Origin of the sequence: Acinetobacter sp. RRD8 (assembly GCF_031844225.1) — a bacterium.
GTDB lineage: Bacteria > Pseudomonadota > Gammaproteobacteria > Pseudomonadales > Moraxellaceae > Acinetobacter.
Genome location: NZ_JAUZUU010000006.1, coordinates 160,594 through 186,557 on the forward strand (window position 1 = coordinate 160,594; position 25,964 = coordinate 186,557).

22 protein-coding genes, 4 tRNA genes and 1 pseudogene are annotated in these 25,964 nt (G+C 45.5%); 22 read left to right on the top strand and 5 right to left on the bottom strand.

The window, feature by feature from the left end; all coding sequences use genetic code 11:
- Positions 1-15 precede the first annotated feature (15 nt).
- Both fadA and fadB read right to left on the bottom strand, forming a co-directional pair.
- Positions 16-1,188 (bottom strand): acetyl-CoA C-acyltransferase FadA, encoded by a 1,173-nt coding sequence (gene fadA / locus Q9R24_RS08545; RefSeq protein WP_005108092.1) that lies wholly within the window; start codon positions 1,186-1,188, stop codon positions 16-18.
- Positions 1,189-1,200: 12 nt separating this feature from the next.
- A complete protein-coding gene (gene fadB, locus Q9R24_RS08550; protein ID WP_311204052.1) occupies positions 1,201-3,351 on the bottom strand; it encodes a fatty acid oxidation complex subunit alpha FadB in 2,151 nt (716 codons plus the stop codon).
- Between the two features lie 586 nt (positions 3,352-3,937).
- Here fadB and Q9R24_RS08555 point away from each other — a divergent pair.
- Positions 3,938-4,366 carry a PH domain-containing protein gene (locus Q9R24_RS08555; protein ID WP_311204053.1) on the top strand — a complete coding sequence of 143 codons (429 nt, stop codon included), beginning with the start codon at positions 3,938-3,940 and terminating at the stop codon, positions 4,364-4,366.
- Position 4,367: 1 nt separating this feature from the next.
- Here Q9R24_RS08555 and Q9R24_RS08560 read toward each other — a convergent pair whose 3' ends face one another.
- Positions 4,368-5,429 (bottom strand): AAA family ATPase, encoded by a 1,062-nt coding sequence (locus Q9R24_RS08560; RefSeq protein ID WP_311204054.1) that lies wholly within the window; start codon positions 5,427-5,429, stop codon positions 4,368-4,370.
- A 225-nt stretch (positions 5,430-5,654) separates the two neighbouring features.
- Between Q9R24_RS08560 and uvrC the strand changes: the two genes are divergently transcribed.
- From uvrC to pgsA, 3 genes are all read left to right on the top strand, one after another.
- Positions 5,655-7,454 (top strand): excinuclease ABC subunit UvrC, encoded by a 1,800-nt coding sequence (gene uvrC, locus Q9R24_RS08565; protein ID WP_311204055.1) that lies wholly within the window; start codon positions 5,655-5,657, stop codon positions 7,452-7,454.
- Positions 7,455-7,569: 115 nt separating this feature from the next.
- Positions 7,570-8,364, top strand: coding sequence for a thioesterase family protein (locus Q9R24_RS08570; RefSeq protein WP_311204056.1), 795 nt, complete (start codon positions 7,570-7,572; stop codon positions 8,362-8,364).
- Between the two features lie 107 nt (positions 8,365-8,471).
- On the top strand, positions 8,472-9,059 hold the full coding sequence (gene pgsA / locus Q9R24_RS08575; protein ID WP_016806864.1) for a CDP-diacylglycerol--glycerol-3-phosphate 3-phosphatidyltransferase: 588 nt from the start codon (positions 8,472-8,474) through the stop codon (positions 9,057-9,059).
- 662 nt (positions 9,060-9,721) lie between these two features.
- Here pgsA and Q9R24_RS08580 read toward each other — a convergent pair.
- A complete protein-coding gene (locus Q9R24_RS08580) occupies positions 9,722-9,991 on the bottom strand; it encodes an oxidative damage protection protein (protein ID WP_004278636.1) in 270 nt (89 codons plus the stop codon).
- 15 nt (positions 9,992-10,006) lie between these two features.
- Positions 10,007-11,437, bottom strand: coding sequence for an argininosuccinate lyase (gene argH / locus Q9R24_RS08585; protein ID WP_253146627.1), 1,431 nt, complete (start codon positions 11,435-11,437; stop codon positions 10,007-10,009).
- Between argH and Q9R24_RS08590 the strand changes: the two genes are divergently transcribed.
- From Q9R24_RS08590 to Q9R24_RS08675, 18 genes and pseudogenes are all read left to right on the top strand, one after another.
- Positions 11,428-12,582 (top strand): histidine kinase, encoded by a 1,155-nt coding sequence (locus Q9R24_RS08590; protein ID WP_311204057.1) that lies wholly within the window; start codon positions 11,428-11,430, stop codon positions 12,580-12,582. The two genes, argH and Q9R24_RS08590, sit on opposite strands and share 10 nt — an antisense overlap.
- Before the next feature lie 69 nt (positions 12,583-12,651).
- Positions 12,652-13,392: a LytTR family DNA-binding domain-containing protein gene (locus Q9R24_RS08595; protein WP_311204058.1), complete on the top strand. Its 741-nt coding sequence runs from the start codon at positions 12,652-12,654 to the stop codon at positions 13,390-13,392.
- A gap of 108 nt (positions 13,393-13,500) precedes the next feature.
- Positions 13,501-14,424 (top strand): hydroxymethylbilane synthase, encoded by a 924-nt coding sequence (hemC, locus tag Q9R24_RS08600; protein WP_311204059.1) that lies wholly within the window; start codon positions 13,501-13,503, stop codon positions 14,422-14,424.
- A complete protein-coding gene (locus Q9R24_RS08605) occupies positions 14,424-15,203 on the top strand; it encodes a uroporphyrinogen-III synthase (RefSeq protein WP_311204060.1) in 780 nt (259 codons plus the stop codon). Before hemC ends, Q9R24_RS08605 begins: the two co-directional genes overlap by 1 nt.
- A complete protein-coding gene (locus Q9R24_RS08610; protein ID WP_311204061.1) occupies positions 15,200-16,039 on the top strand; it encodes a hypothetical protein in 840 nt (279 codons plus the stop codon). The genes Q9R24_RS08605 and Q9R24_RS08610 overlap by 4 nt, the downstream gene beginning before the upstream one ends.
- A 6-nt stretch (positions 16,040-16,045) precedes the next feature.
- Complete coding sequence (locus Q9R24_RS08615; RefSeq protein WP_191112945.1) at positions 16,046-17,239, top strand: heme biosynthesis protein HemY; 1,194 nt, start codon at positions 16,046-16,048, stop codon at positions 17,237-17,239.
- 8 nt (positions 17,240-17,247) lie between these two features.
- Positions 17,248-17,676, top strand: a pseudogene (locus Q9R24_RS08620) (acyl-CoA thioesterase).
- A 141-nt stretch (positions 17,677-17,817) separates the two neighbouring features.
- Positions 17,818-18,144, top strand: coding sequence for an H-NS family nucleoid-associated regulatory protein (locus Q9R24_RS08625; RefSeq protein ID WP_026055760.1), 327 nt, complete (start codon positions 17,818-17,820; stop codon positions 18,142-18,144).
- Positions 18,145-18,326: 182 nt separating this feature from the next.
- Positions 18,327-19,070 (top strand): type II secretion system protein N, encoded by a 744-nt coding sequence (gspN, locus tag Q9R24_RS08630; protein WP_311204062.1) that lies wholly within the window; start codon positions 18,327-18,329, stop codon positions 19,068-19,070.
- A complete protein-coding gene (locus Q9R24_RS08635; RefSeq protein ID WP_311204066.1) occupies positions 19,070-19,924 on the top strand; it encodes a type II secretion system protein N in 855 nt (284 codons plus the stop codon). Before gspN ends, Q9R24_RS08635 begins: the two co-directional genes overlap by 1 nt.
- Positions 19,925-19,962: 38 nt before the next feature.
- The gene (gene gspD, locus Q9R24_RS08640) at positions 19,963-22,224 is read left to right on the top strand and encodes a type II secretion system secretin GspD (protein ID WP_311204063.1); all 2,262 of its coding nucleotides are present in this window, start codon (positions 19,963-19,965) and stop codon (positions 22,222-22,224) included.
- Positions 22,225-22,286: 62 nt separating this feature from the next.
- A complete protein-coding gene (locus tag Q9R24_RS08645) occupies positions 22,287-22,946 on the top strand; it encodes an FHA domain-containing protein (RefSeq protein WP_004729299.1) in 660 nt (219 codons plus the stop codon).
- A 78-nt stretch (positions 22,947-23,024) separates the two neighbouring features.
- Positions 23,025-23,693: a phosphoglycolate phosphatase gene (locus Q9R24_RS08650; RefSeq protein WP_086044201.1), complete on the top strand. Its 669-nt coding sequence runs from the start codon at positions 23,025-23,027 to the stop codon at positions 23,691-23,693.
- Between the two features lie 108 nt (positions 23,694-23,801).
- Positions 23,802-25,295: an anthranilate synthase component I gene (trpE, locus tag Q9R24_RS08655; protein ID WP_311204064.1), complete on the top strand. Its 1,494-nt coding sequence runs from the start codon at positions 23,802-23,804 to the stop codon at positions 25,293-25,295.
- A 98-nt stretch (positions 25,296-25,393) separates the two neighbouring features.
- A tRNA-Thr gene (locus Q9R24_RS08660) sits at positions 25,394-25,469 on the top strand.
- A gap of 56 nt (positions 25,470-25,525) precedes the next feature.
- Positions 25,526-25,609, top strand: a tRNA-Tyr gene (locus tag Q9R24_RS08665).
- A 38-nt stretch (positions 25,610-25,647) separates the two neighbouring features.
- Positions 25,648-25,723 (top strand) — tRNA-Gly (locus Q9R24_RS08670).
- A gap of 17 nt (positions 25,724-25,740) precedes the next feature.
- Positions 25,741-25,815 (top strand) — tRNA-Thr (locus Q9R24_RS08675).
- Positions 25,816-25,964: the final 149 nt, after the last annotated feature.

Sequence of the window (25,964 nt, forward strand, 5' to 3'; positions counted from 1 at the left end):
CTCGGTATTTAAGAATTAAACACGTTCGATAATGGTCGCAATACCTTGACCTAGGCCGATACACATCGTCGCAAGACCGATTTGCGTATCTTGCTGTTCCATTACGTTCAGCAATGTTGTTGTGATACGCGCACCAGAACAACCCAATGGGTGACCCAATGCAATCGCGCCACCGTTATGGTTCACGATGTCTTGCTTATCATAAATGCCTAAGCCTTTAAGAACAGATAGACCTTGTGCAGCAAAGGCTTCGTTCAATTCAAAAGTCTGAATATCAGCAATTGACAGGCCAGCACGTTTCAACGCTTTTTGCGTTGCTGGAACCGGACCATAACCCATGATCGCCGCATCACAGCCTGCAACCGCCATAGAGCGAATTACAGCGCGTGGCTTAAGACCTAAAGCTTGAGCACGTTCAGCAGACATCAACAACATTGCAGAAGCGCCATCAGACAAGGCTGATGAAGTCGCTGCAGTTACTGTACCGCCTTTCGGATCGAACACTGGACGCAAAGATTTGAACGATTCAAGGTTCGCATCTGGACGGATCACTTCATCGATATCACACAGGATTTTGTAGCCATCTGCATTATGACCTTCAATGCCGACGATCTCATTCTGGAACAGACCGTTTTCAGTCGCAGCCCAGGCACGGCGATGTGATTCCACACCAAACGCATCCTGTTCTTCACGGCTAATGCCGTTCATGCGACCCAGCATTTCCGCAGTCAAACCCATCATGTTCGATGCCTTGGCATAATGCTTTGATGCTTCCGGGTTCAGGTCGATGCCGTGCATCATACCCACATGGCCCATATGCTCAACACCACCGATGATGAAGATATCACCTTGGTTCGTTGCAATTTGCGCAGCCGCAGTGTGAATCGCCTGCATAGACGAACCACAAAGACGGTTCACCGTTTGACCTGCAACAGTCTTCGGCAGGTCTGCCAGTAATGCGATATTACGGGCAATGTTCATACCTTGTTCTAGGGTTTGGTTCACACAGCCCCAGATTACGTCTTCAACTTCATGCGGGTCGAATTCGTTACGTACCAAGAGGGCACGGACAAGCTCAGCAGACATCGAGTCGGCACGTACATTGCGGAACATACCGTTTTTGGTTTTACCCATTGCTGAACGTACGCCATCGACGATGACAACGTCACGTGGATTTAAAGTAGCCATTCACGTTGCTCCTTAACCGTAGAATTTTTTGTTGTTAGCAGCCATGTCACGCAACATTTCTGGCGCTTCATAAGCTTTACCAAGGTGCGCATACTTATTGCAAAGCGCAACATACTCAGCTACACCGGTTTGATCGATGTAACGGCATGGACCACCACGGAATGGCGGGAAACCAACACCCATGATCATCGCCATATCTGCTTCAGCAGCAGTCGCTACAATGTTGTCTTCCAGGCAACGAACTGTTTCGTTACAGAAAGCCAGCATCATACGGTCAATGATTTCCTGAGCGTCAAATTCACGTTTTTCCGAAGTTGCAACAGAGGCTACAAGCTCATACGCAGTCGGATCAACCACTTTGGCTTTTTTGCCTTTACGGTCAAGTTCATACTTGTAGAAACCAACGTCATTCTTTTGCCCCAGACGTTTGTTTTCGTACATGACTTGGATCGAGCCTTTGTAGTCAGGCTTCATGCGATCCGGGAAGCCTTCAGCCATCACTTCTGCACCGTGAACGCCAGTGTCGATACCGACCACGTCCATCAGGTAAGCAGGGCCCATAGGCCAGCCGAATTTTTCCATCACTTTATCGATTTGCTGGAAGTCAGCGCCATCTTTCAGCAACAGGTCAAATGCGCCGAAGTAAGGGAACAATACGCGGTTCACCAGGAAGCCCGGGCAGTCATTGACCACGATTGGTGTTTTACCCATCTTCTGAGCCAGAACGACTGTGGTTGCAATCGCTTCGTCAGAAGTCTTCGCACCACGAATCACTTCAACCAGTGGCATCATGTGTACCGGGTTAAAGAAGTGCATACCGACGAAGTTTTCAGGACGTTCCAGGTTTTCAGCCAGACGCGTGATTGAAATCGTAGAAGTGTTAGATGCAATGATCGTGTTGTCACGAACTTTCGCTTCAGTTTCTTTCAGTACGATACCTTTGACTTTTGGATTTTCAGTCACGGCTTCGATCACGATGTCCACTTCTTTAAACTCGTCATAGCTTAAAGTTGGACGGATGCGCGCAAGAGTTTCACCCATTTGAGCAGGCTTCATCTTCTTACGTTCAACTTGTTTGGTCAGTAAACCATTGGCTTCTTTCATACCCAAAGCAAGTTGCTGGTTACCGATGTCTTTCATGATGATCGGTGTGCCTTTGCTTGCCGCCTGGTAAGCAATACCACCACCCATGATACCCGCGCCTAAAACAGCCGCCTGGTTCACTGGATGCGCACCTTTTTCATAGCGCTTCGAGGTTTTTTTCACGATCTGGTCGTTCAGGAACAAACCGATCAAGGCACCTGCCTGAGGTGTTACCGCAGCTTTGGCAAAGCCTTCAGCTTCAGCTTTCAGCGCGTCATCACGATGCAGGCTCGCACCCGCTTGAAGAGAATCAAGCAGTAATTTTGGTGCAGGGTATTGAGCTGGATTCGCTTTTGCCAGAACCATGCCTTTCGATGAGTTAAACGCCATCATCTGTTCGATCGGGCTGAGTTTAACTGGATCGAGTTTTTCCTGACGCTTGGTTTTCCAGTCTAAACGGCCATGAATCGCCTGTTTTACCAGATCAAGTGCAGCATCTTGTAGCTTGTCAGCAGGAACGACAGCATCGACTGCGCCGTCTTTCAGTGCAGCAGCTGGCTTCTTAGGATTGGCCATTGCCATCCATTCTACCGCGTTGTCGATACCGATTAGACGGCTTAAACGAACTGTACCACCGAAGCCCGGGAAGATCCCCAGCTTGATTTCAGGCAGGCCCACTTGTGCCTGTTCTGACATGACACGGTAGTCACACACCAGGCACATTTCGAAACCGCCACCCAGTGCCATGCCATTAATGGCAGCCACTTTAGGAATGTCGAGGTCTTCGAAGCTGTTAAAAATTTCATGTACTGGCATTGCCCAGTCAACAATTGCTTGTTCACCCTGAGCAAAGTTGTCGCCGAATTCAGTGATATCAGCACCTACAATAAATGTAGATTTGCCTGAAGTCACAATCAGACCTTGAATATCGGCATGGGAGACGGCTTCGATAGCAGCCTTGAAATCTTCAATCGTTGCACGGTTGAATTTGTTAACGGACTCACCTTGTAAGTCAAAGCGGAATTCTGCAATCCCGTCCTCAAGCATTTGGACGGTAATGGCATTGCCAGCGTGGATCATGCCCTGATCTCCTTTATTTTGGAGGACTTCTAAGTTGATGTTGTGAAGCAAGTGCGCATGTCCCGCGCACTTTTTGACTTCGCTAATCTTACGATAACTATATCCAAAAAGAACATAACAAGTTGTATCAAGCCGTGACGCAATGGTCATCAATTTCTGCCGGATTGGTTCGAACCGCTATGACTTTTCCTTTCAGTTTTCTAAAACAAGATGAACCAAAGATTTTGTTTCAATTCATTATTTTTTATCAATCAGCCTGATAGATATGGAGCAGGGTGACTGATTTTCAAGGTGCATTTCTAGCGGAATTTTGTCAATTCAGTCAATTTCTATCCTTGAACTTGCCATTTTTAGCCTCGAAGTATGCTGAGCGCAGGGCTTTCAGGTCTTTGCTGATAGTATTTAATCAGCACAAATAACAGTGTATTAGATCATTTGAGTTACTGAACTTTTCTGATGAGATCGAAAATGGGAACGATCCTGTCGATGTGTGATTTAAAATAATTTCCATCCTGCCGGGTTGAATCCCTGTCATCTGCTATGGAATTGTTTATGATGATCATGCACCAAGATATGGGGGATATCGATGCACGTATTTCGTTCTAAAAAAGACTGGTGGCTGCTGGCTTTTGTGATTTGTATGAGTGGCCTGTTGCTGCAACTACTGCTGACCATGCAGGCCAAAGGCACTATGCAGCAATATCCGCTGCACACTGCGGTTTATGTCCTGACTATTATCATTTTATGGTGGCCGCTGTGGAGTACGCGCTATGTGATGGACAATGGGGTGTTGACCATAAAAAGCCTGTGGTTAAGCTGGAAGATTCCGTTAAGTGAAATCCAATCCATTCAGCCCACAGACCACTCTATCATTGCGCCAGCCTTATCTTTAAAGCGTCTGCGGATTGACTATACTGATGCGGGCGTGCAGAAATTTATATTGGTCTCACCCAAAGATCAGACCGCTTTTATGCAGGCACTCCAGCTAAATAAAACGGATATTGAGTCTGTATGATTTAAGCTTTTGCTTGCTCAGGCAGAACTACTAACTGTCCATCGACACAGTCCAGATGCAGACTGAATTGCTCAGGCTGGTTTAAAAAATACAGCGCCAGAATTGGCTCCAGTTCGGTACGCATCTTGCGCCCCAAATGCCGGGCGCCATAACGAATATCATGGTCCTGATAGAAATAGGCTTTGGCTGAAGCGCTTAAATGCACGCTGCGTTGCTGATGTTGCAAGCGCTTGTTCAGTTTATCCAGTTCAATTTCGACCAGACGTGGCAGCGCATCATGCTGTACCGCCTGATAATTTAGGCTGCGGTCAATCCGGTTCAGAAACTCGGGGTCGAATTTACGCTGCATGACTTTTTCAATGATGCGCTGGGTGGGAACGCGCTTCAGACACAGGGCCTGCATTTTCTCAGGCAGATAGCTGAGTTTTTCCAGATATTGCTGCGCCGCCTGTGCCCCGACATTGCTGGTCATAAAGATCATGCAGTTGCGAAAATCGATAGTTTTAGTGCCCGCTGTCAAGGTCAGCCGGCCAGTATCCAGCACGTTCATCAAGCCGCGAATCACTTCGTTACTGGCTTTTTCCAGCTCATCAAACAGCATGATGCTGGGACGGGTATGACTGCCGGCAATCGCAGTTTCATCAAACAGGCTGTGACCTTCCTTTGATCCCACATAACCGGGCGGTGCGCCGGTCAAAGCCGCCGCATAATGTTCCTGTGCCAGAGTATTCATATCAATCCGGCAAAAGGCATCCGGGCGGCCATAGATCGCATCGGCAATCAGACGCACGGTTTCTGTTTTACCGACGCCAGTAGGGCCCAGCATCAAGGTAACCGACAAAGGGCGATCCGGACTGGAAAAATCTGCGTTGACCACATGCAACATTTTTTCAATTTCATTCAGGGCTGCATCCTGCCCAATAATCCGTTCACGTAGCAGTTGCATTACCTTACTCGGCTCGAAATGAAAACGCGGTTTACCAATCAGGCGAGCACGTTCAGACGGGTGATGGGTGGAGGTGGAGGGTTGAACAATATGAATGCCCGATTGCTGCAGGGTCATGCGAATCATCTCAAAACTAGACTTTTTGAGCATAACAAAGTTAAAGGTTGAAACTTATAGCTTTTAACAATCAGTTTATGTCGTGAGGATTATAGGTTGGGGGGATAACCCGACAGGAACTTTAAGATTAAGTGGCAGCTTCAGGGAAATTTTGTGTTTTTGCTTGAAAATGACGCAACAATCATCACATATATCTGCAGATTGTAGGTGAAAAATAGGCTTTAGGTGAACGAAAACGCACGCCCCCATATTGAAAAAATCCTGGCGAATATGACCAGCCTGCCCGGGGTCTACCGGATGTATGGCAAAGACGGTGAATTATTGTATGTGGGTAAAGCCAAAAACCTGAAAAACCGGGTCTCCAGCTATTTTGTCAAAACGCTGGATCATCCCAAAACCCAGGCCTTGGTGGCACGGATTTATGATATCCAGACCCTGGTGGTACGTTCTGAAACTGAAGCCTTGTTGCTGGAACAGAACCTGATCAAGCTGCATCATCCACCGTATAACATCATGCTGCGTGATGACAAATCTTATGTCTATATTTTTGTTTCGGCAGATAAGCCCTATCCGCGTTTAGCCAGTGGGCGTGGCAAGGGCAAGCACCAGGTGGGCAAGTTTTTTGGACCTTATCCAAGTGCTTATACGGCGCGGGATACTTTGGTGGTGCTACAAAAACTGTTCAATGTGCGTTCCTGTGAAAACAGTTTTTTTGCCAACCGGACCCGTCCTTGTCTGCAATACCAGATCAAACGCTGCTCTGCGCCCTGTGTCGGATTTATTTCTCCGGAAGACTATAAGGCAGATGTCGATAACTCGATCCGCTTTTTGCAGGGCGATACCAAGGAGCTGAATCAGGAACTGATCACAAAAATGGAAGCGGCCGCTGAAGCGCTGGAATTTGAAAAAGCGGTGTTCTATCGTGACCGGATGGCGTTGTTAAGAGACGTACAGTCGCAGCAGGCGATCTATAAGCTCAAAGGTGAAGCCGATATCCTGTCGATTGCCTATCAGGCCGGGGTGACCTGTGTGCAGATCATGCATGTGCGCAATGGTAAAATGCTAGGTGGAAAAAGTTATTTCCCGGATATGCTTAGTGATGACCTAGGGCAGATGCTGGCCGATTTTATTGCCAATTTTTATTTTCAGGTGGCCGATGAAATCCCGGCTGAACTGATTGTCAATCTGGAAGTGGCTGACCGTAAAGAACTGGAAGCGGCACTGTCGCAGCATTTTGGCAAGAAAATCCAGATCAAGTCCAAAGTCCGCGAAACCCGCGCCGAATGGCTGGAACTGGCGCAGATGAATGTACAGCACGCGATTCAGGGCAAGCTGGCCAATCATATAGAATTAAATGAGCGTTTTCATCAGTTGGAGCAGGTGGTCGGCCGTCCTGTAGATCGGATTGAGTGCTTCGATATTTCGCATACTATGGGTGAAGATACCGTGGCCTCCTGTGTGGTCTTTGATAGTGGGGGCGCGCGCAAGCGCGACTATCGCCAGTTTTCCATTCATGATATTCAGGCAGGTGATGACTATGCCGCCATGCGTCAGGCGCTGACCCGTCGTTATAAGAAAGCCCTGTTACCGGACTTGCTGCTGATTGATGGTGGCAAGGGGCAATTGCATATGGCGATGGAAGTCATGCAGGAACTAGGCTTAGAGGCCTTTATGGTCGGTGTGTCCAAAGGTGAGGGACGTAAGCCCGGTCTGGAAACCCTGCACTTTACCGATGGCAGTAAAATTCAATTACCGGAGGATCATAAGGCGCTGCATCTGATTCAGCAGGTACGTGATGAAGCACACCGCTTTGCGATTACCAAGCATCGTGCTAAACGTGACAAGAAACGAGGTTCATCAGTGCTGGAAGTTATTCCGGGGCTCGGACCAAAACGCCGTCGGGATTTGCTGACCCATTTTGGCGGGATTCAGGGCGTACTGAAAGCCTCAGAAAGAGATCTGCAACTGGTGCCGGGACTGGGTTCAGTCATGGCGCGGATGATTTATAAAGTGCTGCATGAATAACTTGGGGTTCGAATGCAAGGGCAAAAATGCGCATTGACGCATGGGTCACGTGACATTCACAACCTGATGAATTTTGCCGAATATACTGAGCATCAAGACTTACTGAGGGATCAACATGTCTTTGCATGCACTTTATACACAAATTGCCGAACAGGAATGGGTAGAGTTTCCACAGGGATGGCTACAGGGGCGTACCCTGTATGGCGGTCTGGCTGCCGCGATGATGATGCAGAAAGCCGTCACTCACATCAATGATCCGGCCAAGCATTTACTCAGTTGCAGTGTGACCTTTGTTGGCCCGATTCAGCAAGCCAAAGTACGGTTGACGGCTGAAATCCTGCGGCAAGGCAAGTCAGTGACCACGATTGAAGTGCGCTTATGGCAGGACGACGCGGTGCAAAGTATTCTGATTGCCAGTTTTGGTATTTCCCGTGATTCAGAGATTCAGGTACAGCAACAAGTTCAGGCACCCGACTATGCTGCGCCAGAGCAGCTGTTTCAGATTCCTGTTGGCTATGGTATGCCAGACTGTTATGACCATTTCGAAGTAGCCTGGGCGGATGTCAATCTACCTTGTAGTGCCAGTCCTCGTCCGGACTTTGGTGGCTGGTGCCGGTTTCATCCTGAAAAGCATCACAACCGTGAATTTCTGGTCGCAGACCTGATGGCTATTTTTGATATCTGGCCACCTGGGGTGTTGCCGATGTTTAAAAACATGGCGCCTGCGAGTAGTCTGACCTGGACAGTGACCTATGTGCATCCGGTTCAACATCAATTGCATGATTGGTTTAAATATAAAGTATTTACCGACTATGCTGCGGATGGTTATGCGACGGAGCATGCCTATCTCTGGGATGCCGAAAATCGCCTGATTGCGATGGCAAGACAAACAGTGACGGTGTTTGCCTAGTGACACTGCAAGTCAATTCGTATAAAGTGAAGCCTATTAATGATGGATCAAACCTCTAAAAAAGTGTGCATTTTCATCGTACATGAGGGGAACAATTGGCGGTGTCTATGACTACAGGTCGTATCCTGAATATTCCAAATATCTTGACCTTGGCGCGTATCGCTCTTATTCCGGTATTTTTATTGGTGGCTTACTGGCCACCTGCAATGGGCTTTGATGCCCATAACCCCGACATGACGCGGCATATTATTTTGACCACGATTTTTGTGGTGGCTGCGGTAACGGACTGGTTTGATGGCTATCTGGCACGTACATTAAACCAGACTTCCGCTTTTGGGCGGTTTCTCGATCCGGTTGCAGATAAATTGATGGTCGCAGCTGCACTGATTGTATTGGTGCAATGGCAGCCTTCCATGTCGATGGCTTTTGCTGCGATTGTAATTATTTCGCGTGAAATTACCGTTTCAGCCCTGCGTGAATGGATGGCAGAACTCGGTGCGCGGACCAATGTTGCGGTTTCAACAGTGGGTAAATACAAAACCGCTTTTCAGATGATCGCTATCACCGTATTCCTGCTGAACTGGCCACCGCTAGAAATGCTGGCGTATGCCTTGCTATACACCGCAGTGGTACTCACTTTATGGTCGATGTTCATTTATCTGAAAGCGGCTTGGCCATATCTGAAACAGCCTTAATCGAAATGAAAAGAGAAGCTCCTTGAAAGGGGGCTTTTTTTATGCGCTTAAATTATCAAGCCAATCGGCAAATTGCAGGCAAAAAAATACCCAGTCTTTGGGGGAAGAACTGGGATGAAATCGGGGTATTTGTTGCTTATTATTATAGTTATTCAAAGATATCTCATCTTCTTAGGGCTCATTATAGAGAGACAGTTTTTTTTAATCATGTGGCTTCTTGTAGCAGAATGTTGTGTTTTGTGAATACTCTGTATATTGCTTTTACAATCCATTATTTTGATACAAATCTAAATGTTTTTCAGCAGGATAGTGACTGACTCGATAGACGAAATAGGATAAGTGAAAATCTGTTTTTTGTGCCCTAAATATTGGTTAGTAAGATTTGCTAGATTTAGTCAAAAAATCCCCTGAGATAGGGGATAGATTTATGCCTACGCGGACTTCATCTTTGTCTCGTGTAACAAAAGAAAAGCAGAGCTTTAATGTGAAAAGCTTCTGTATGGGGAGCTCTTTACATTCAAAACTACGTGCTTAGCTGGTCTTGAGTAATGTTTAGAACAACACATAAAAAAGAATCTCCAAAGTTGGAGATTCTTTTAGATTAAAGTCTACGCGGACTTCGTCCTTGTCTTACGTAAAAAAGAAAAGCAGTGCTTTCTTTTTTACTCAGGCTTCAGCCCTTCGGCTTTTTCTAGGGATGCATCATTGTTAAAGAACTTTTCACGCTGTTCTTCAAGAAACTTTTTCGCATCTGCTTCAAACACGTTCAAACGCTTTTCATTAATTAGCGTAGTCTGGTGTTTTAGCCATTCTTGCCAAGCCTGCTTAGACACGGTGTCAAACAATTCCTGACCCTTTGGCCCCGGGAATGGAGCAAAGTCTAAACCTTCCATGTCCGCCTGATACTTACGGCAAAAAACTTGTCGAGACATATCCATACTCCAAAATTATGCGTAAAGTTGTTCCAAACGCGCATGTGCACGCTCAATGGCTGCTTTCACTTGAGCAGGCGCGGTGCCACCAATGTGATTACGGGCATTCACCGAAGCTTCAAGAGTTAGGGCTTTTTCAAATACGTCTGCTTGAATCAGGTCAGAGAACTGTTGCAGTTGTTCGAGTGTCAATTCAGACAGGTCTTTAGATTCTTGTACACCGAGTGCAACCGCTTTACCTACAATCTCGTGCGCATCACGGAATGCAACGCCGTTTTTCACCAGGTAATCAGCTAGGTCAGTCGCAGTTGAGAAACCACGCAGCGCTGCTTCGCGCATTTCAGCAATGTTTGGAACCAGTGCAGGAATCATGTCAGCAAATGCCATGAGTGAACCACGAACTGTATCGATCGCATCGAACAATGGCTCTTTATCTTCCTGATTGTCTTTGTTATAGGCTAGAGGCTGGCCTTTCATTAAAGTCAGCAGGCTCATCAAATCGCCATAGACACGGCCGGTTTTACCACGTACCAGTTCAGGCACATCCGGATTTTTCTTCTGCGGCATGATTGAAGAGCCAGTACAGAAGCGATCTGGAATATTCACGAATTTGAACTGTGCAGATGTCCATAGAATCAGTTCTTCAGACATACGTGATAAATGCATCATAATTAAAGATGCAGCGGCATTAAATTCAATCGCAAAGTCACGATCCGATACTGCATCCAGCGAGTTTTCAGCAACAGCTTCAAAACCTAGCAGTTCAGCAGTATAAGCACGGTCGATTGGATAAGTAGTACCTGCAAGTGCAGCAGAACCAAGCGGCATACGGTTGACACGCTTACGGCAATCAATCAGACGCTCTGAATCACGTACCAGCATTTCAAACCAAGCCATCAAATGGTGACCAAAAGTCACTGGCTGAGCGGTTTGCAAGTGGGTAAAGCCCGGCATGATGGTGTCGGTGTTTTTAGCCGCTAAGCTTAAAATACCTTTTTGTAATTTTTTCAGTAATTCCAGGATGCTATCGATTTCATCGCGTACATAAAGACGGATATCTGTAGCCACCTGGTCATTACGGCTACGACCGGTATGCAGTTTCTTGCCGGTAATGCCGATACGTTGAGTCAGGCGTGACTCAATGTTCATGTGGACATCTTCTAAATCAATGCGCCATTCAAAGTTGCCTGCTTCAATATCGGCTTGAATCGCTGTCAGACCTTCAATAATGTCATCGCGTTCTTGCGCGGTCAGTACGCCCACTTTTGCCAGCATGGTTGCATGGGCAATCGAGCCTGCAATATCTTGTTTATAAAAACGTTGGTCAAATTGAACAGATGCTGTAAATTCAGCAACAAAAGCATCAGTCGCTTCAGAGAAACGACCGCCCCACATACCCGAAGTCTGGGCGTGTGATGGATTAGAGGAATTAGAAGATGTGGTCATGTCGGCTCAATCAGATTAAAAGCAGTAGAACGAAAAAGAGTATAACAAATTCAAAGCCCATTGCCGAAGTCACATCTGCTCAATCTTTCGCATCGATGAACGAACAAACGCAAAATTCCTATTTTTTTAGCCAGATCGGCAATTCACGCTATTTGCTGGAACTGTTTGCTGGCGGCAATATTCTGGCCATGATTCTAGCGCTTGCAGAAGCACAATCCTGGCAGGCTTTAAATGGGATGCGCCTGCTGCAATATATGCTGTATATCAACTGGGTACTGTTATGTTTTGCAGCATTGGTCGAGCTGTTCCATCAGGCCTTTCAGCGTATGGGCATTAAACTGGCGTTAATTTCCGGATTTCTGCTGTTACAGGCAATTGTACTGCTGACCACAGTGAACCTGAATATTTTGATACATTTCGGGCAGAATTTTAATTTTCAGGATTTAAACCTGGCGATTGCGCTAGATCAGGTTGGATTCCATTTAAGTCTGGGGATTTTGCTGGGAACTTTCTGTTTTCGTTATCTTTACTTGCGTGAGCAATGGGAGCAGCAGCAACATAGCGAGCTGAATGCTAGAATTCAGGCCATGCAGGCGCGGATTCAACCGCATTTTCTGTTTAATAGTATGAACAGTGTGATCAGCCTGATCAGTATTGATCCAGATAAAGCCGAGCACATGCTGCTGAATTTGTCACGGTTATTTCGTGCCAGTTTTCAGGAATTAAAACTGGTCAGCCTGCAGGAGGAAATTGATCTGTGCCAGCGTTATCTGGAGATTGAGCAGATCCGTCTAGGTGAGCGTTTGCAGGTTGAATGGAAGTTAGAAAACAAAGACTTATACTCACAAGTTCAAATTCCATTATTAACTTTACAACCCTTGTTAGAAAATAGTATTTTCCATGGAGTTGAAAAAATTCTTACAAAGAGTACCATAAGCATATTGGTTGAAATATTGCAAAATCAAATTAATATCATCATAACGAACCCTTATGCACAGGATAATAAAACTTTAAAAAAGGGACATGGTATTGCAATAGAAAATGTCAGACAGCGTCTGCAAGCTTATTATGGACCCAGTGTGACTTTTCAAACCTTTGCCGGCGAAGGGATGTTTACGACGGTAGTGCGATATCAATATAAATAAAAATAAATCAAAGAAATCGCAGTTAGCTTTATCATTCATCTGATGATGTTAACTGGGTAAGGAGGAGAAATGGACATCCTGATTTGTGATGATGAGCCTTTAGCCGTCAAGCGTTTATCACGTTTGGTCTCTCAACTGGGGCATGATGTGGTGGCGACAGCAAGCCATGGCCGTCAAGCGATTGATCTGGCTCACCAATACGAACCCGATGTCATCCTATTAGATATTCAAATGCCTGAAATGAACGGACTGGCTTGTGCGCAACATTTGCGTCAACTGGATCCAATGCCGGCGATTGTCTTTTGTACGGCCTATGACCAACATGCGCTGGATGCATTTAAATCAAATGCCGAAGGCTATTTGCTTAAACCGGTGATGCAACAGGAATTGGCACAGGTTTTAGAGCACTTAACTAAACTTACCCAAGCTCAAATGAGCCAACTAAAACAAAAAGAAAATATGGACGAAATCAATATCAGCCGCCAGCAGATTGCGGCAAAGACCTATCGTGGTGTCGAATTGGTGCCAGTTGAAAATATCTATTATTTTCTGGCGGATCAGAAATATGTCACTGTGCGTCATAAAAACGGCAGTGTATTGATTGATGAAACCTTAAAGGAGTTAGAGCAGGAGTTTGGGAACCAGTTTATCCGGATTCATCGTAATGCCTTGATCTCGGTGCATTATCTGGACGGTCTGGAAGTGGTGAGTTCTGGTCAGTATCAGGTACGTTGTCGTGAGCTGGACGACCGTTTGGCGGTCAGTCGGCGACATTTACCATTTTTACGAGATCGAATTCAAAAGCTTTAGCAGGGGATGAATGAGAGCATTCAGTTGAAACTTGTATAAATTCACTTGCATTTTCAAGTGAGCAGGTTAAGTTTAGACTATTGTTCTCATTTACTGTTATTGAAATTTATGAAGACCCTAAAAATTGCAACTCGACAAAGTCCACTTGCGCTTTGGCAAGCGGAACATATCCGTGCGCGCCTACAAGATTTGCACGCTGGTTTGCAGGTCGAGTTAGTCACTTTTGTTACACAGGGCGATAAAATTCTAGATACACCACTGGCTAAAATTGGTGGAAAAGGACTGTTTGTAAAAGAATTAGAAGCCGCTTTACTGGATAGTCGTGCGGATCTGGCCGTGCATTCCATGAAAGATGTTCCGATGGCCTTGCCCAAAGGTCTGAGTCTGGCGGTGATCTGTGAACGTGAAGATCCCTTAGATGCTTTTGTGTCGAATACCTACACTAGTTTTGAAGAATTACCACAAGGCGCCAAAGTCGGAACCTCAAGCTTGCGCCGTAAAACTCAGATTTTAAAACAGCGTCCAGATCTGGATATTATCGATTTACGCGGTAATGTCGGCACGCGCTTGTCCAAACTGGATGCAGGCCATTATGATGCGATTATTCTGGCCAGTGCCGGTTTAAAACGCTTGGGTCTGGCAGAACGTATTCGTCATACGCTAACGCCTGAAGTCAGTCTACCGGCCGTGGGTCAAGGTGCGCTAGGTTTGGAATGCCGTACTCATGATCAGATGGTGCTGGACTTGATTCAGCCACTCCTGCATGCAGATACAAATGCATGCGTACGTGCTGAACGTGCTTTTAATGCCTATTTAGAAGGCGGATGTCAGGTACCGATTGCCGGTTATGCCACGCTCAAAGAGGGTGTGATTTCAATCGAAGGCCGTGTAGGCAGTGTCGATGGAACGGTTTTGCTCCGGGCACAGCACACTGGAAAAATGGCAGATGCAGAGCAATTGGGTGTGAAGCTGGCAAAAGACTTGCTTGATCAAGGTGCTGGCGAGTTGCTGAAAGCACTCTATTCACACTGATGTTATTGATTAATACTCGCCCCAGTGATCGTGCTGCAGGCTTGACTCAACAGTTACAGGCAGCACAGGTGTCTGTTCTGCAATTGCCCTTGCTCGAACTGCATGCCATGCCTTATTCCGATGAGCTGTCGAGTTTGTATCAGCAGCTGGAGCAAGCACAGATTATTGTGGTGGTCAGTCCGACGGCCGCTCAGATTGGCATGCAATATTTACAACAGGCGGGTATTAAGCTCTCGGCCTTGGCGCAGGTGCATTGGGTGTCAGTGGGAAAAGCCACTGAACAGGCACTGGCGAGCTATGGCATTCATAGTCATGTGCCTGAGGTCGAAACTTCGGAAGGCATGCTGCAATTGCCTGTGTTGAAGCAATTGGCTTCTGGTTCATGTGTGGCTTTCTGGCGCGGAGAAGGTGGTCGTCAATTTATGATGGATCATTTACGTGCCAGCAATATTAAAGTTTTAAACTTTATTTTGTACCGGCGGCAATGTCCTGAAACGACGGCAACGATTTTGGCAGAGAACTTGTCGCTGCTTAAGAGGCAGCAGCGTTTTGCAGTTCTGATCACTAGTGAGGCAAGCTGGTTAAACTGGCTGGCAATTATGCAGGATAGTGCAGAGTTCATACAGCAAGCCTGTTATTTGGTTTTGGGGCCACGTTTGGCCACTATTCTTGGGGAATATCAACAGCAGCATCAGGCAAGTTTTCAATTCGTACAAGTCGATGATTTAGAGGCAAATACGATCTTGCAGAAAATGAGGCTGATATTAGGGAACGCATGAAGAAACTATTCATTGTAGTGTTCATCTTGAGTATGGCGTGGCTCATCAAGCTTAGCTATGACTTTCATGTTCTGAATACAGCACAGACTGAATTCAATCAAAGCATCAATCAGTTACAGCAGCAAAATGCCAATCTCAATGATCAGTTCGTGGCTTTAAAACGCCAGATTTCTGCTCAGCAGGAAAGTGCTAGGGCTACTTCAGCAAAAGCGCCAGTAAGTGAAGCGGTAGCTAATGAAACACAGAATGATATTGCCTTAGTACAGCAACATCTGGATCTGATCGAATTTGCACTGCAACAGCAACAATACGCCACTGCGATTGAGAAATTAACTCAGTTATCTAATGAGCTGGATGATTATATTTTAGCGCCTGCCTTGGTCAGCAGTTTGCAGCAAGTGATTGCGAAAGATCAGGACATGCTGAAAAAATTCGTGAATAGTCGATTAGTGCAGCAAAATAAAGTAAAAGAACTCTTGGTGCAGATGGATGCTGAAATTGAAAAAGAAATTCAGACACCACATCGTCAGCGTCCAGAAACTCAACGCTCTTTCTGGCAGCGCTGGATTCAGATTGAATCCGCAGATCAGCCAAGCACAGTCTTGATGCAACGGCATCTGGTACTGAAAGAGGCCCAGTTGCGCTTGCTCATCGCACAAAATACCTTGCAAAAAGACCAATCCGTCGCTTTTCAGCAAGCACTGAATGCCGTGATTGAAGTCTTGGAGCAATTGCCGGATGCACAGAGCCAAAAATGGATTCAGCAATTGAATCAAATCAAGGCCACCCCGATTACTCCGATTCCATTATTAAACACACGCACCCTAGTGGGCTAATTGCTTATGAAACAGATTCTGCTGGCCTATTTATTTGTCTGCTTACTTGGCATTGCGGTGCTGAGTATCCTGAGTTATGGACATGGGGCTGGCTATGTCTATCTGTATTGGCGCGAGTGGCAGTTACAAACCACCCTCTGGTTTTTGGCCGCATCCTTGGTCAGTGTAAGTTTTTTGATGCATTGCATCTGGTATGCGATCAAGCAGTATCGCAGCCGTGAACAGCGTAAAACTGAAACAGTCTTTAGTTTTTCCCGCTTGCACCCTTATGAACAATTGGCAGTCATCTGGTTATTAAACGCTGCTCAGGATCAGCGGGATTTTATTCAGCAGTCTTTCACCAAGTCGGGTTTACTCAAGCATATTATTGATGCACGTTTATCTTGGGGACAACAGCAATATACCCATGCATTAACTGCTTTAAACCAATCCAATCCCATGGCATTTGAATTGGCAGAATTGCAACGGATTGAAATTTATTTATCACAACAGCAAGGTGAACAAGCACTTACCCATTTGGAGTTTTTAAATCAGCATGAATTATCACCTTGGTTAATGCAGGTTAAAACAGCCTATGAGCAGCGCCTTGTTGCATTATGGGGGGTATTTGCCATGCAGTTTCCCTGGTTATATTTACGTTCGACCCAATATGGGCATTTAGACCAAGAAGTAAAAAAAACATGGCTTGAACAATTATTATTAGCCTATGACCAAGCCACACAGGACGATTTATTTTATTTACAGCAACGTTATTTAGATTTAAAACCGCAAATATTTGATCGTGACTATTCGGTCAAATTATTATGGTTGAAATTATTATTTAGAATGCCAGAAATGAGTGCCGAGCATGAAGTGCTTGCGATTCATTTAATGGAACAGCAATTTAATCAGGATGTATTTTATTTGTGGTTCCAACAACAGTTATTGCGTCAAAACCCGGATTATGATGCGATTGCACAACAGATTTCGCACTGGGAAACCAAGTATCCGGCATTACCGGTTTTAAGCTTTGCGAAATGGCATGTGTTGCAAGCCACAGGCTATACAGATCAAGCCCAGCAACTACTTGACTTGTATCCGGATGATATTCGTATGAGTTATTTAAGAATTAAAGCTGCCTTACAAGATCGGGAGGACTTGCTACAGCAGTTAAATGCAGTATTTGAATCGAATGTAAACTTTATAGAAATTAAGACTTGAGAATAATAATGTCAGAATTAAAACAATATCCAGTTATTTATGAACAAACAGTCGCATGGGGTGATATGGATGCCTTTGGACATGTCAATAATGCCATGTATTACCGTTATGTCGAAAGTGCGCGTCTGGCTTATCTAGGGATATTAGATATACATAATGAACCGGTATTTACGGTAGTGTCTTCAAATCAGTGCCGTTATTTAAAACCTGTGGTTTTTCCTGATCATTTAAAAGTGGCAGCACGTATTGAAGAAATTTGAAATAGTGCAGTTAGAATGCAATATCTATTATGGAGTGAAAAACAGCAAAGTATTGTGGCTACTTCAGAAGCAGTGATTGTCTGTGTCGATAAAAAGACCATGCAGAAAACAGAAATTCCGGAACATATTCGCGAAAAAATCAAAGCGCTTGAATTAAGTGTTCAACATGAAATTTAAAAATGAATGAAGCATTTTATTTTGTAATTTTTTTTAAACTTTATTGTTATTGCTTTAAGTTTTTATATTGAATGTTTTATTTAATATAAATATGATGGGGCTATTATTTAACAAAACGAATAATATTATTTTTCGGAGAGCATTATGCCAGATATTACGCATTTATCAGTAGAAGAGTTAAAACGTTTACAAGCAGAAGCAGAATCGCTGATTGCTTCAAAAAAAGATCAAGAGATTGAAGATGCTTATCAGCAAATTTTGGCAGTTGCTGAGAAAGTTGGTATGACAGTTGAACAGTTACTTGAATTTGGTGCGTCTAAACGTAAGAAATCGTCACGTAAGTCGGTTGAACCGCGTTACCGTAGCAAAAGCAATCCGGACGATACCTGGACTGGCCGTGGTAAACAGCCGCGCTGGTTGGTGGCTGAATTGGAAAAAGGCGCAAAGCTGGACGATTTCCTGATCTAAGCTGCCATTTGATCTAGTCATTAGGCTGTCATACAGACAGTCTATGATCATTAAACCAAGCATACCTGCTTGGTTTTTTTATATCTATGAATTGGCGTTGGCAGAAAAGTGTGCATAATGTGTGGGTATAAGGGGAAAATTATAAATGGGGATTTGGACTTGAGCGATTGGTCGTGGTGGGGATGAGCAGTAAACCGAAAACTTTAAGATGGTTGATCCTTGCTCTTGTTGCATTTTTTATTTTTGTCGTATTACAAGTGCCAGCGGCCTGGTTAATTTCAAAATTTTATAAAAATAACCAGACTTTGCATAATGTAAACGGAAATATCTGGCAGGGAAGTGCGGACTGGAAAAAAGGCAATCTTCGGGGCAGTCTGAACTGGAAAGTACGGCCGCTGGATTTGCTGTTGCTGCGAGTTGGGGCACATGTGGATTTACATAGTGGCAATACCCAGCTTTCCGGGATCATGGCTTATGGTCTGAATAAATCTTTGAATGTCAAAAATCTTGAAGGGCAGGTCGCGCCTGAAACCTTAAAAAAAGTTGCAGACTGGCAATGGCCGAGTACTGCGATTCAGTTTAAAGATCTGGATTTTAAATATAAAAAAGATCAGGGTTTCAGTCAGGTGGCTGGGCAAATGCAATGGGCGGGTGGTGAGCTGATTTATACATTTGCTCAGCGTCAGGAACGCATGAATGTACCCGCCATGACTGGACAACTCGCAGATGAAAGTGGACAGCTGTTAGTTGATGTTCGAGATAGTCGCGATCAACGCATGCTGAATATCAAGCTTGATCCGAGTCTGATGCTGGATATCCAGCTCACCCAGCGCTTTTTAATGAATGCACCTTCTTATGAAGGTAAAGCCGGATTAGATACCTATGTGATCAGTACCCGCCAACCCTTAATGGGAGGCTTGAATTGATGACAGTTTCTCTGAATGATTTAAAAAATATTGAACTGAAACAGCTCAATCGTGCTGCACCTATGGTTTTGTTACTGCTCATCCTGTATCTATGCTGGAAGCTGGCGGCTTTGTTCTGGTTACTGATTGCTCCACCCCAAGCCATGCAGCTGGATCGGGTTGAATTGGGTTCGCAACAGCCGCAAATTCCGAATATCGGTGCATTTTCACTGTTTCAGGAAGTTGGGCAGTCTGTGGGTGCTATTGAAACTACCAATATCATTTTACAAGGGGTGGTGGTTGCCAGTCCAAGTTATAACTCTTCTGCGGTACTGAAAATTAATGATCAGGTCGATCGTTACCGTGTCGGGGAAATGCTGGCCAATAGCGGTTTTAAGTTGGCTGAGGTGTATTGGGATCGGGTTATTCTGCGTCGATCCACAGGTGCTACTCAGGAAGTCTTATTTAAAGGTCTGGAAAATGGCTTGAATCAACCGATTGTGCCGGAAACATCAGCATCTTCAAGTTCAATGCCTGCTATGCCTTCTAATAGTGGTATGCCTGAGCAGCCTTCGCCACAGAATGAAATTGGTCGGGCCATCCAGCAGATGCAGGAAAACAAGGACCAGTATTTACAGAATATGGGGGTTAGTGCAGCAGATGGTAGTTATGAAGTAACTTCACGGACGCCGGCTGCATTGCGTAATCGCCTGGGTTTAAGACCGGGCGACCGGATTTTGTCTTTAAATGGCCAGACGCTGAGCCAGGGACAGACCGAAGCACAATTACTGGAACAGGCCCGGCGTGAAGGTCAGGTCAAACTCGAAATAAAACGTGGTGATCAGGTGATGACCATACAACAAGATTTGAAGTGATGTGTCATCACGCATAGGGTTAGGAAACACGAAAGTTTATGGCTTTATTTAATAATAATCGATCAGCATGGGCATTCTGTGTGGCCGCACCGTTAATGGCCATGGTCAGTACGGCGAGTTATGCACAAACCTGGAAAATTAACCTTCGAGATGCTGACTTAACTGCATTCATTAATGAAGTGGCCGATATTACCGGCAAAAACTTTGCAGTCGATCCGCGGGTACGTGGCAACGTAACAGTCATTTCCAATAAAGCCCTGAATAAAAATGAAGTCTATGACCTGTTTTTAGGCGTACTGAATGTCAACGGTGTGGTGGCAATTCCTTCGGGGAATACCATCAAGCTGGTTCCGGACAGCAATGTCAAAAGCTCAGGCATTCCCTATGATGCCAGAAGCCGCGCCAGTGGTGACCAGATTGTGACCCGGGTGTTATGGTTGGAAAATACCAATCCGAATGATCTAATTCCTGCATTACGTCCCTTGATGCCGCAGTTTGCGCATCTAGCGGCGGTGCCGGGTACAAATGCTTTAATTGTGTCGGATCGTGCCAGTAATATTTACCAGTTGGAAACCATTATTCGCAATCTGGATGGTACCGGTCAAAATGATATTGAAGCGGTAAGCTTACAATCCAGTCAGGCCGAAGAAATGATTGGACTGATCGAGTCCATGACTGCCACCGGCGGTGCTAAAGACGTTCGCGGTTCGCGGGTGCGGGTGATTGCAGATACCCGTACTAACCGGATTATCATCAAAGGTGATCCCACGACGCGCAAACGGGTGCGTCAAGTAATCGAAACCTTGGATGTACCGGCTGCGGATCGTTTGGGTGGATTAAAAGTTTTTCGTCTGAAATATGCCAGCGCTAAAAATCTTGCGGAAATCTTGCAGGGTTTGGTAAGCGGGCAGGTGGTGAACAGTAATTCAAATTCGAGTAGTACATCCTCGAACTCGTCTTCGCTCAGTTCTAGTAGCAATTTAAATAACAACAATACCAGCACAGGTTCAAGTAGCAACACCTCTTCAGGCATTCAGCTGAATAGCGGCATGAATAATGAGCAGGGCGGAATTACCAGCTTTAATAGCAATGGCGTCAGTATTATTGCCGATACCACACAAAATTCTCTGGTGGTGAAAGCAGATCCACAACTGATGCGGGAAATTGAATCGGCAATTGACCAGCTGGATATCCGTCGTCAACAGGTGCTGATCGAAGCCGCGATTATTGAAGTGGAAGGAACCGATGCGGATCAACTCGGTGTGCAATGGGCCTTGGGTGATATCAGCAGTGGGATTGGGCTGGTGAACTTCGATAATTTTGGGACTAGTCTGAAAAATATTGCGGCCGGTTATCTCACCGGTGGTGGTGCAGGTGCTGCAAGTGCCGTGGGCGCGGGCAGTTCACTGGTACTCGGTGATTATCGTGAAGGCAGTGATGGTTCCCGTCGTCTGTATGGTGCGATGATTCAGGCACTCAAAGAAACCACTAAATCCAACCTGTTGTCTACGCCGTCGATTGTGACCATGGATAATGAAGAAGCTTATATTGTGGTGGGTGAAAACGTACCTTTTGTGACAGGCTCAGTGTCTACAGGTGCTGCTGGAGTTGCTAATCCCTATACCACCATTGAACGCAAGGATGTCGGGGTCACTTTAAAGGTGGTCCCGCATATTGGCGAAGATGGTACGGTACGCCTGGAAGTGGAACAGGAAGTTTCTGATGTCAAGGCCAGTAAAGGGCAGGCACAGGATCTGGTCACCAGCAAGCGAGCGATCAAAACCTCAATTCTGGCCGAACATGGACAAACCATTGTCCTTGGTGGTTTGATCTCAGATAACACCAGTTATGGGCGTCAGGCTGTACCTGGTCTGGGTGCGATTCCAGGCTTGGGACGTTTATTCCGTTCAGAAGGTAAGTCCAATCAGAAGCGTAACTTATTGATCTTTATCCATCCAACTATTGTGGGGGATAAAAATGCAGTGCGTAAACTGACCCAACAACGCTATAGTCAGCTATATAGTCTGCAACTCGCACTCGATTCGGACGGGAACTTTGCCAAGCTGCCAGAAAGTGTTGAAGATGTGTATCAACAGCGAATTCCAGTATCCAGAACGCCATTGCAAAACTCGACTTATCAAACTGTGCCGACCGCACCCGTTCAGGCGCAGCCAGCCAATGTAGTTGTTACGCCGGTAGCGATAGAACCAGTGATTCAGCGACAAGTGGTAGAACCCGTCCAACAGGTAGAAAAAAGTAAAAATACCGTTACAACAACCACACTTAGACCCAAAAGCTAAGTCATTCGCATTTGCAGACAGCATGTTATGATAATGTCAAAGAGAACAGAGAAGTAACTTTCATGACTTGGAAAATACACGCGATTACAGGCGACTTAACAGGACAGGAAATTAGCATTGACCGTGACATGCTGGTGGGGCGTCATCAGGCGGCAGATATCGTGTTACAGGCTGCGGAAATCTCCCGTAAACATGCGGCATTTTTACTAAAGGATGATGCGCTCTGGGTGCAGGATTTGGGTTCATCGAATGGCACTTTCGTCAATGATGTGCAGATTGCGCAAGAAACCTTATTAAAGCAGGATGACATTGTTCAGTTTGCCAGCTTGAAATTTTCAGTAATGGCGCCTGCGGCTGCAGTAGAGGTTCCAGCAGAAATTGAAGCAACGGCAGAAAAAGTCGTGGAACAGGTCGAAGTCGCTGAGCCTACACCTGCACAGCAAATGAATGATCAGGGAATGCCGGAACTGAAACATCGTGATGCTACGGTACAATTAACCCGTGATGGCATGCCAACCAATGTCGGTATTCCAAAACCGGCACCTATTCCGGAAGGCGTGGACATTAATGCGGTAAAACCAGAGCCTACCCCAATTCCGGTTGAGCAGCCTGTATCACGTGTAGAACAGGAAAAAGAAACCCAGAAAAATGTATCTGTAGGTTTGATTTCAGTGATTGTGCTGATTATTTTGGCAATTATGGCTTGGTTGTTGTTCAAATAAGCTGATGATTGGTTACAATCAAGGCATGCATAGCGCATGCCTTTTTTGTGGCTGCGCACATTATAAAAGAGGGTCGGGATGTCTATTGCACAATTAGAAAAGCGCGAACTGATCTTGTTTGATCTGGATGGTACCTTGGTGGATTCAGCACATGATCTGTATCGCGCCATGAATATGAGCCTGAATGTGCTGCAATTGCCTCTGGTGACTGAAGAGCAGGTACGGACCTGGGTAGGTAAGGGCACGTCGATATTCTGTGAAAGTGTACTCCAGCATCTGGTGGGTGAAGTCACACCGGCACAGCATCAGGAACTCTTAACGACTTTTCTGGATATCTATAATGTCGATCCCTGCGTCGATACCGTTCCTTTTCCGGGAATCCTGAAATTTCTGGACTGGGCTAAAGCCCAAGGTAAAACCCTGATTTGTGTGACCAATAAGCCTGAACTTCCTGCCCGCAGCATTTTAGATACCTTGGATATGGCTCATTATTTTGCCGATACCATTGGTGGCGACCGTTTTACTGAACGTAAGCCGCACCCACGCCAGTTGTTGCACTGTGTCGAACATTATAAGGTGAGCAAAGAACAGGTCTTGCTCATTGGCGATTCTTCCAATGATGTTGAAGCCGCACGCCGCGCCGGGATTGATTGTGTTGTGGTCAGCTATGGCTATAATCATGGTGAAAATATTGCAGATTGTCAGCCGCAGCAGATTGTGGATGATCTTAGAGAATTACTTGCCTAATACGTGTACTAAGGAAAGAAAATGAATAGTTGTAAGGTTTTTCGATGGCGTCGCTCAGTTCAATTCTATTTACATACTGAGTAACCCTAATTTAAAGAGAAAAACCGCATGACCACTCAAGCACAATTCCAGCAACTTGCTGCACAAGGCTATAATCTCATTCCTGTTTATCGTCAGCGTCTGGCAGATACCGATACACCACTTTCTATTTTTGCACGCCTTAAACAGCATCAGCAGGCTTATTTATTTGAATCCGTAGAAGGCGGAGAGAACTGGGCACGCTATTCGATTATTGGACTAGGTGAATCTACTGTATTTTCCTGCAATGCAGGCGAACTGACGGTACAGCATGCAGATGCTTCAATTGAAAAACAGCACTGTGCTGATCCATTTCAATATATCCGTGATTTTCAGGCGCAATTTAAGGTGCCTACCCAGGTAGAATTGCCGGACTTGCCGAGTTTTACTGGTGGATTAGTTGGTTACTTTGGTTACGACGCTGTGCGTTATATCGAGCCGAAGTTAAAAAATGTGCCTGAAGCAGATCCGGTTGGTTTACCCGATATCTGGCTGATGCTGTCTAAAACCGTCATCGTGTTTGATAATTTAAAAGACACCTTGTTCCTGATCGTACATGCTGATGCCACTGCTCCGGGTTCTTATGAAAAAGCACATGAACAATTAAATGAATTGGAAAATATTCTGGCCACGCCCATCAGCCTTAAAGCTGAAAAACATACGCCGCCATATTTTGAGTCCCTCACCGGACATGACAACTTCATTGCTTCGGTCGAAAAGGTCAAAGAGTATATTCGTGCCGGTGATGTAATGCAGGTGGTGCCGGGGCACCGGATGGTCTCTGATTTCGATGGTGATCCGCTACAAGTGTATCGTGCGCTGCGTCATCTCAATCCATCACCGTATTTGTTCCTGGTGCAAGGGCAGACCTTGGAAAACAACACGCCATTCCATATTGTCGGTTCTTCACCGGAAATTCTGTCCCGTCTGGAAAATGGAATTGCCACAGTTCGTCCATTAGCGGGGACCCGTCCACGCGGCAAAACCAAAGAAGAAGATCTGGCGCTTGAGCAAGACTTATTGTCTGATGAAAAAGAAATTGCTGAACATGTCATGCTGATTGACTTGGGACGTAATGATGTAGGGCGTATCGCAAAAATTGGCAAAGTGCAGGTGACTGATCAAATGGTGATCGAACGTTATTCGCATGTGATGCATATTGTCTCCAATGTGCAGGGTGAAGTGCGTGATGATGTCGATGCTCTGGATGTTTTTAAAGCAACTTTCCCTGCTGGTACACTTTCAGGTGCGCCAAAAATCCGTGCCATGGAAATTATTGACGAAGTTGAGCCGGTAAAACGTGGAATTTTTGGTGGTGCTGTTGGTTATTTAGGCTGGCATGGCGAAATGGACATGTCGATTGCGATTCGTACCTGTGTCATTCGCGAAAATAAGGTCTATGTGCAGGCCGGAGCAGGGCTAGTTGCCGACTCAAATCCTGAATCTGAGTGGAATGAAACCCAAATAAAAGCTCGCGCAGTGATCAAAGCGGTTGAATTATCATCAAATGGTTTGATTTTATGAGTTTTTGACGTTTTTTTTGAAAAAAACACTTGCAAGGATTCTGAGTTTTGCTAAACTGCACACCGTTCCGATACGAAACGTACGAAACACTAAGAAACGCCGGCATAGCTCAGTTGGTAGAGCAACTGACTTGTAATCAGTAGGTCCACAGTTCGAATCCGTGTGCCGGCACCATCTTAGAAGTTTGGTAGTGTGAAGTAAAGAATAGCACTGATGTAAGTGTAAAAAATGGTGAGGTTCCCGAGCGGTCAAAGGGGGCGGACTGTAACTCCGCTACGAAAGTTTCGAAGGTTCGAATCCTTCCCTCACCACCAATTTTAAGACTTCAATAAGTGGTTTGTACCAACATCGTGCGGGAGTAGCTCAGTTGGTAGAGCGGTAGCCTTCCAAGCTACATGTCGCGAGTTCGACCCTCGTCTCCCGCTCCATTGAAGTACTAATATTTGCTCTTATAGCTCAGTGGTAGAGCACTCCCTTGGTAAGGGAGAGGTCTCGAGTTCAAATCTCGATAAGAGCTCCAGATTACAGTTTAGCAACTTTGTTGCAAAGAAATTCCAAAAGCAGGCTATTTAGTCTGCTTTTCAAGTATTTGGTGTTCGGTTTTTTTAAACGATATGTCGGAGCTGGGTTTTACTCAGAATTGTGTTCGACGTAAACGAGGAAGATTAA

Excerpts from the sequence above, each read along its gene's own strand:
- argH (WP_253146627.1), bottom strand. The coding sequence starts at position 11,437 with ATGACCACATCTTCTAATTCCTCTAATCCATCACACGCCCAGACTTCG.
- Q9R24_RS08605 (WP_311204060.1), top strand. The coding sequence starts at position 14,424 with ATGTTATTGATTAATACTCGCCCCAGTGATCGTGCTGCAGGCTTGACT.
- Q9R24_RS08610 (WP_311204061.1), top strand. The coding sequence starts at position 15,200 with ATGAAGAAACTATTCATTGTAGTGTTCATCTTGAGTATGGCGTGGCTC.
- Q9R24_RS08650 (WP_086044201.1), top strand. The coding sequence starts at position 23,025 with ATGTCTATTGCACAATTAGAAAAGCGCGAACTGATCTTGTTTGATCTG.
- Q9R24_RS08580 (WP_004278636.1), bottom strand. The coding sequence starts at position 9,991 with ATGTCTCGACAAGTTTTTTGCCGTAAGTATCAGGCGGACATGGAAGGT.
- fadB (WP_311204052.1), bottom strand. The coding sequence starts at position 3,351 with ATGATCCACGCTGGCAATGCCATTACCGTCCAAATGCTTGAGGACGGG.
- fadA (WP_005108092.1), bottom strand. The coding sequence starts at position 1,188 with ATGGCTACTTTAAATCCACGTGACGTTGTCATCGTCGATGGCGTACGT.
- Q9R24_RS08560 (WP_311204054.1), bottom strand. The coding sequence starts at position 5,429 with ATGACCCTGCAGCAATCGGGCATTCATATTGTTCAACCCTCCACCTCC.
- Q9R24_RS08595 (WP_311204058.1), top strand. The coding sequence starts at position 12,652 with ATGGACATCCTGATTTGTGATGATGAGCCTTTAGCCGTCAAGCGTTTA.
- gspN (WP_311204062.1), top strand. The coding sequence starts at position 18,327 with ATGAGCAGTAAACCGAAAACTTTAAGATGGTTGATCCTTGCTCTTGTT.
- trpE (WP_311204064.1), top strand. The coding sequence starts at position 23,802 with ATGACCACTCAAGCACAATTCCAGCAACTTGCTGCACAAGGCTATAAT.
- Q9R24_RS08645 (WP_004729299.1), top strand. The coding sequence starts at position 22,287 with ATGACTTGGAAAATACACGCGATTACAGGCGACTTAACAGGACAGGAA.
- gspD (WP_311204063.1), top strand. The coding sequence starts at position 19,963 with ATGGCTTTATTTAATAATAATCGATCAGCATGGGCATTCTGTGTGGCC.
- hemC (WP_311204059.1), top strand. The coding sequence starts at position 13,501 with ATGAAGACCCTAAAAATTGCAACTCGACAAAGTCCACTTGCGCTTTGG.
- Q9R24_RS08570 (WP_311204056.1), top strand. The coding sequence starts at position 7,570 with ATGTCTTTGCATGCACTTTATACACAAATTGCCGAACAGGAATGGGTA.
- Q9R24_RS08635 (WP_311204066.1), top strand. The coding sequence starts at position 19,070 with ATGACAGTTTCTCTGAATGATTTAAAAAATATTGAACTGAAACAGCTC.
- Q9R24_RS08590 (WP_311204057.1), top strand. The coding sequence starts at position 11,428 with ATGTGGTCATGTCGGCTCAATCAGATTAAAAGCAGTAGAACGAAAAAG.
- Q9R24_RS08555 (WP_311204053.1), top strand. The coding sequence starts at position 3,938 with ATGCACGTATTTCGTTCTAAAAAAGACTGGTGGCTGCTGGCTTTTGTG.
- Q9R24_RS08615 (WP_191112945.1), top strand. The coding sequence starts at position 16,046 with ATGAAACAGATTCTGCTGGCCTATTTATTTGTCTGCTTACTTGGCATT.
- pgsA (WP_016806864.1), top strand. The coding sequence starts at position 8,472 with ATGACTACAGGTCGTATCCTGAATATTCCAAATATCTTGACCTTGGCG.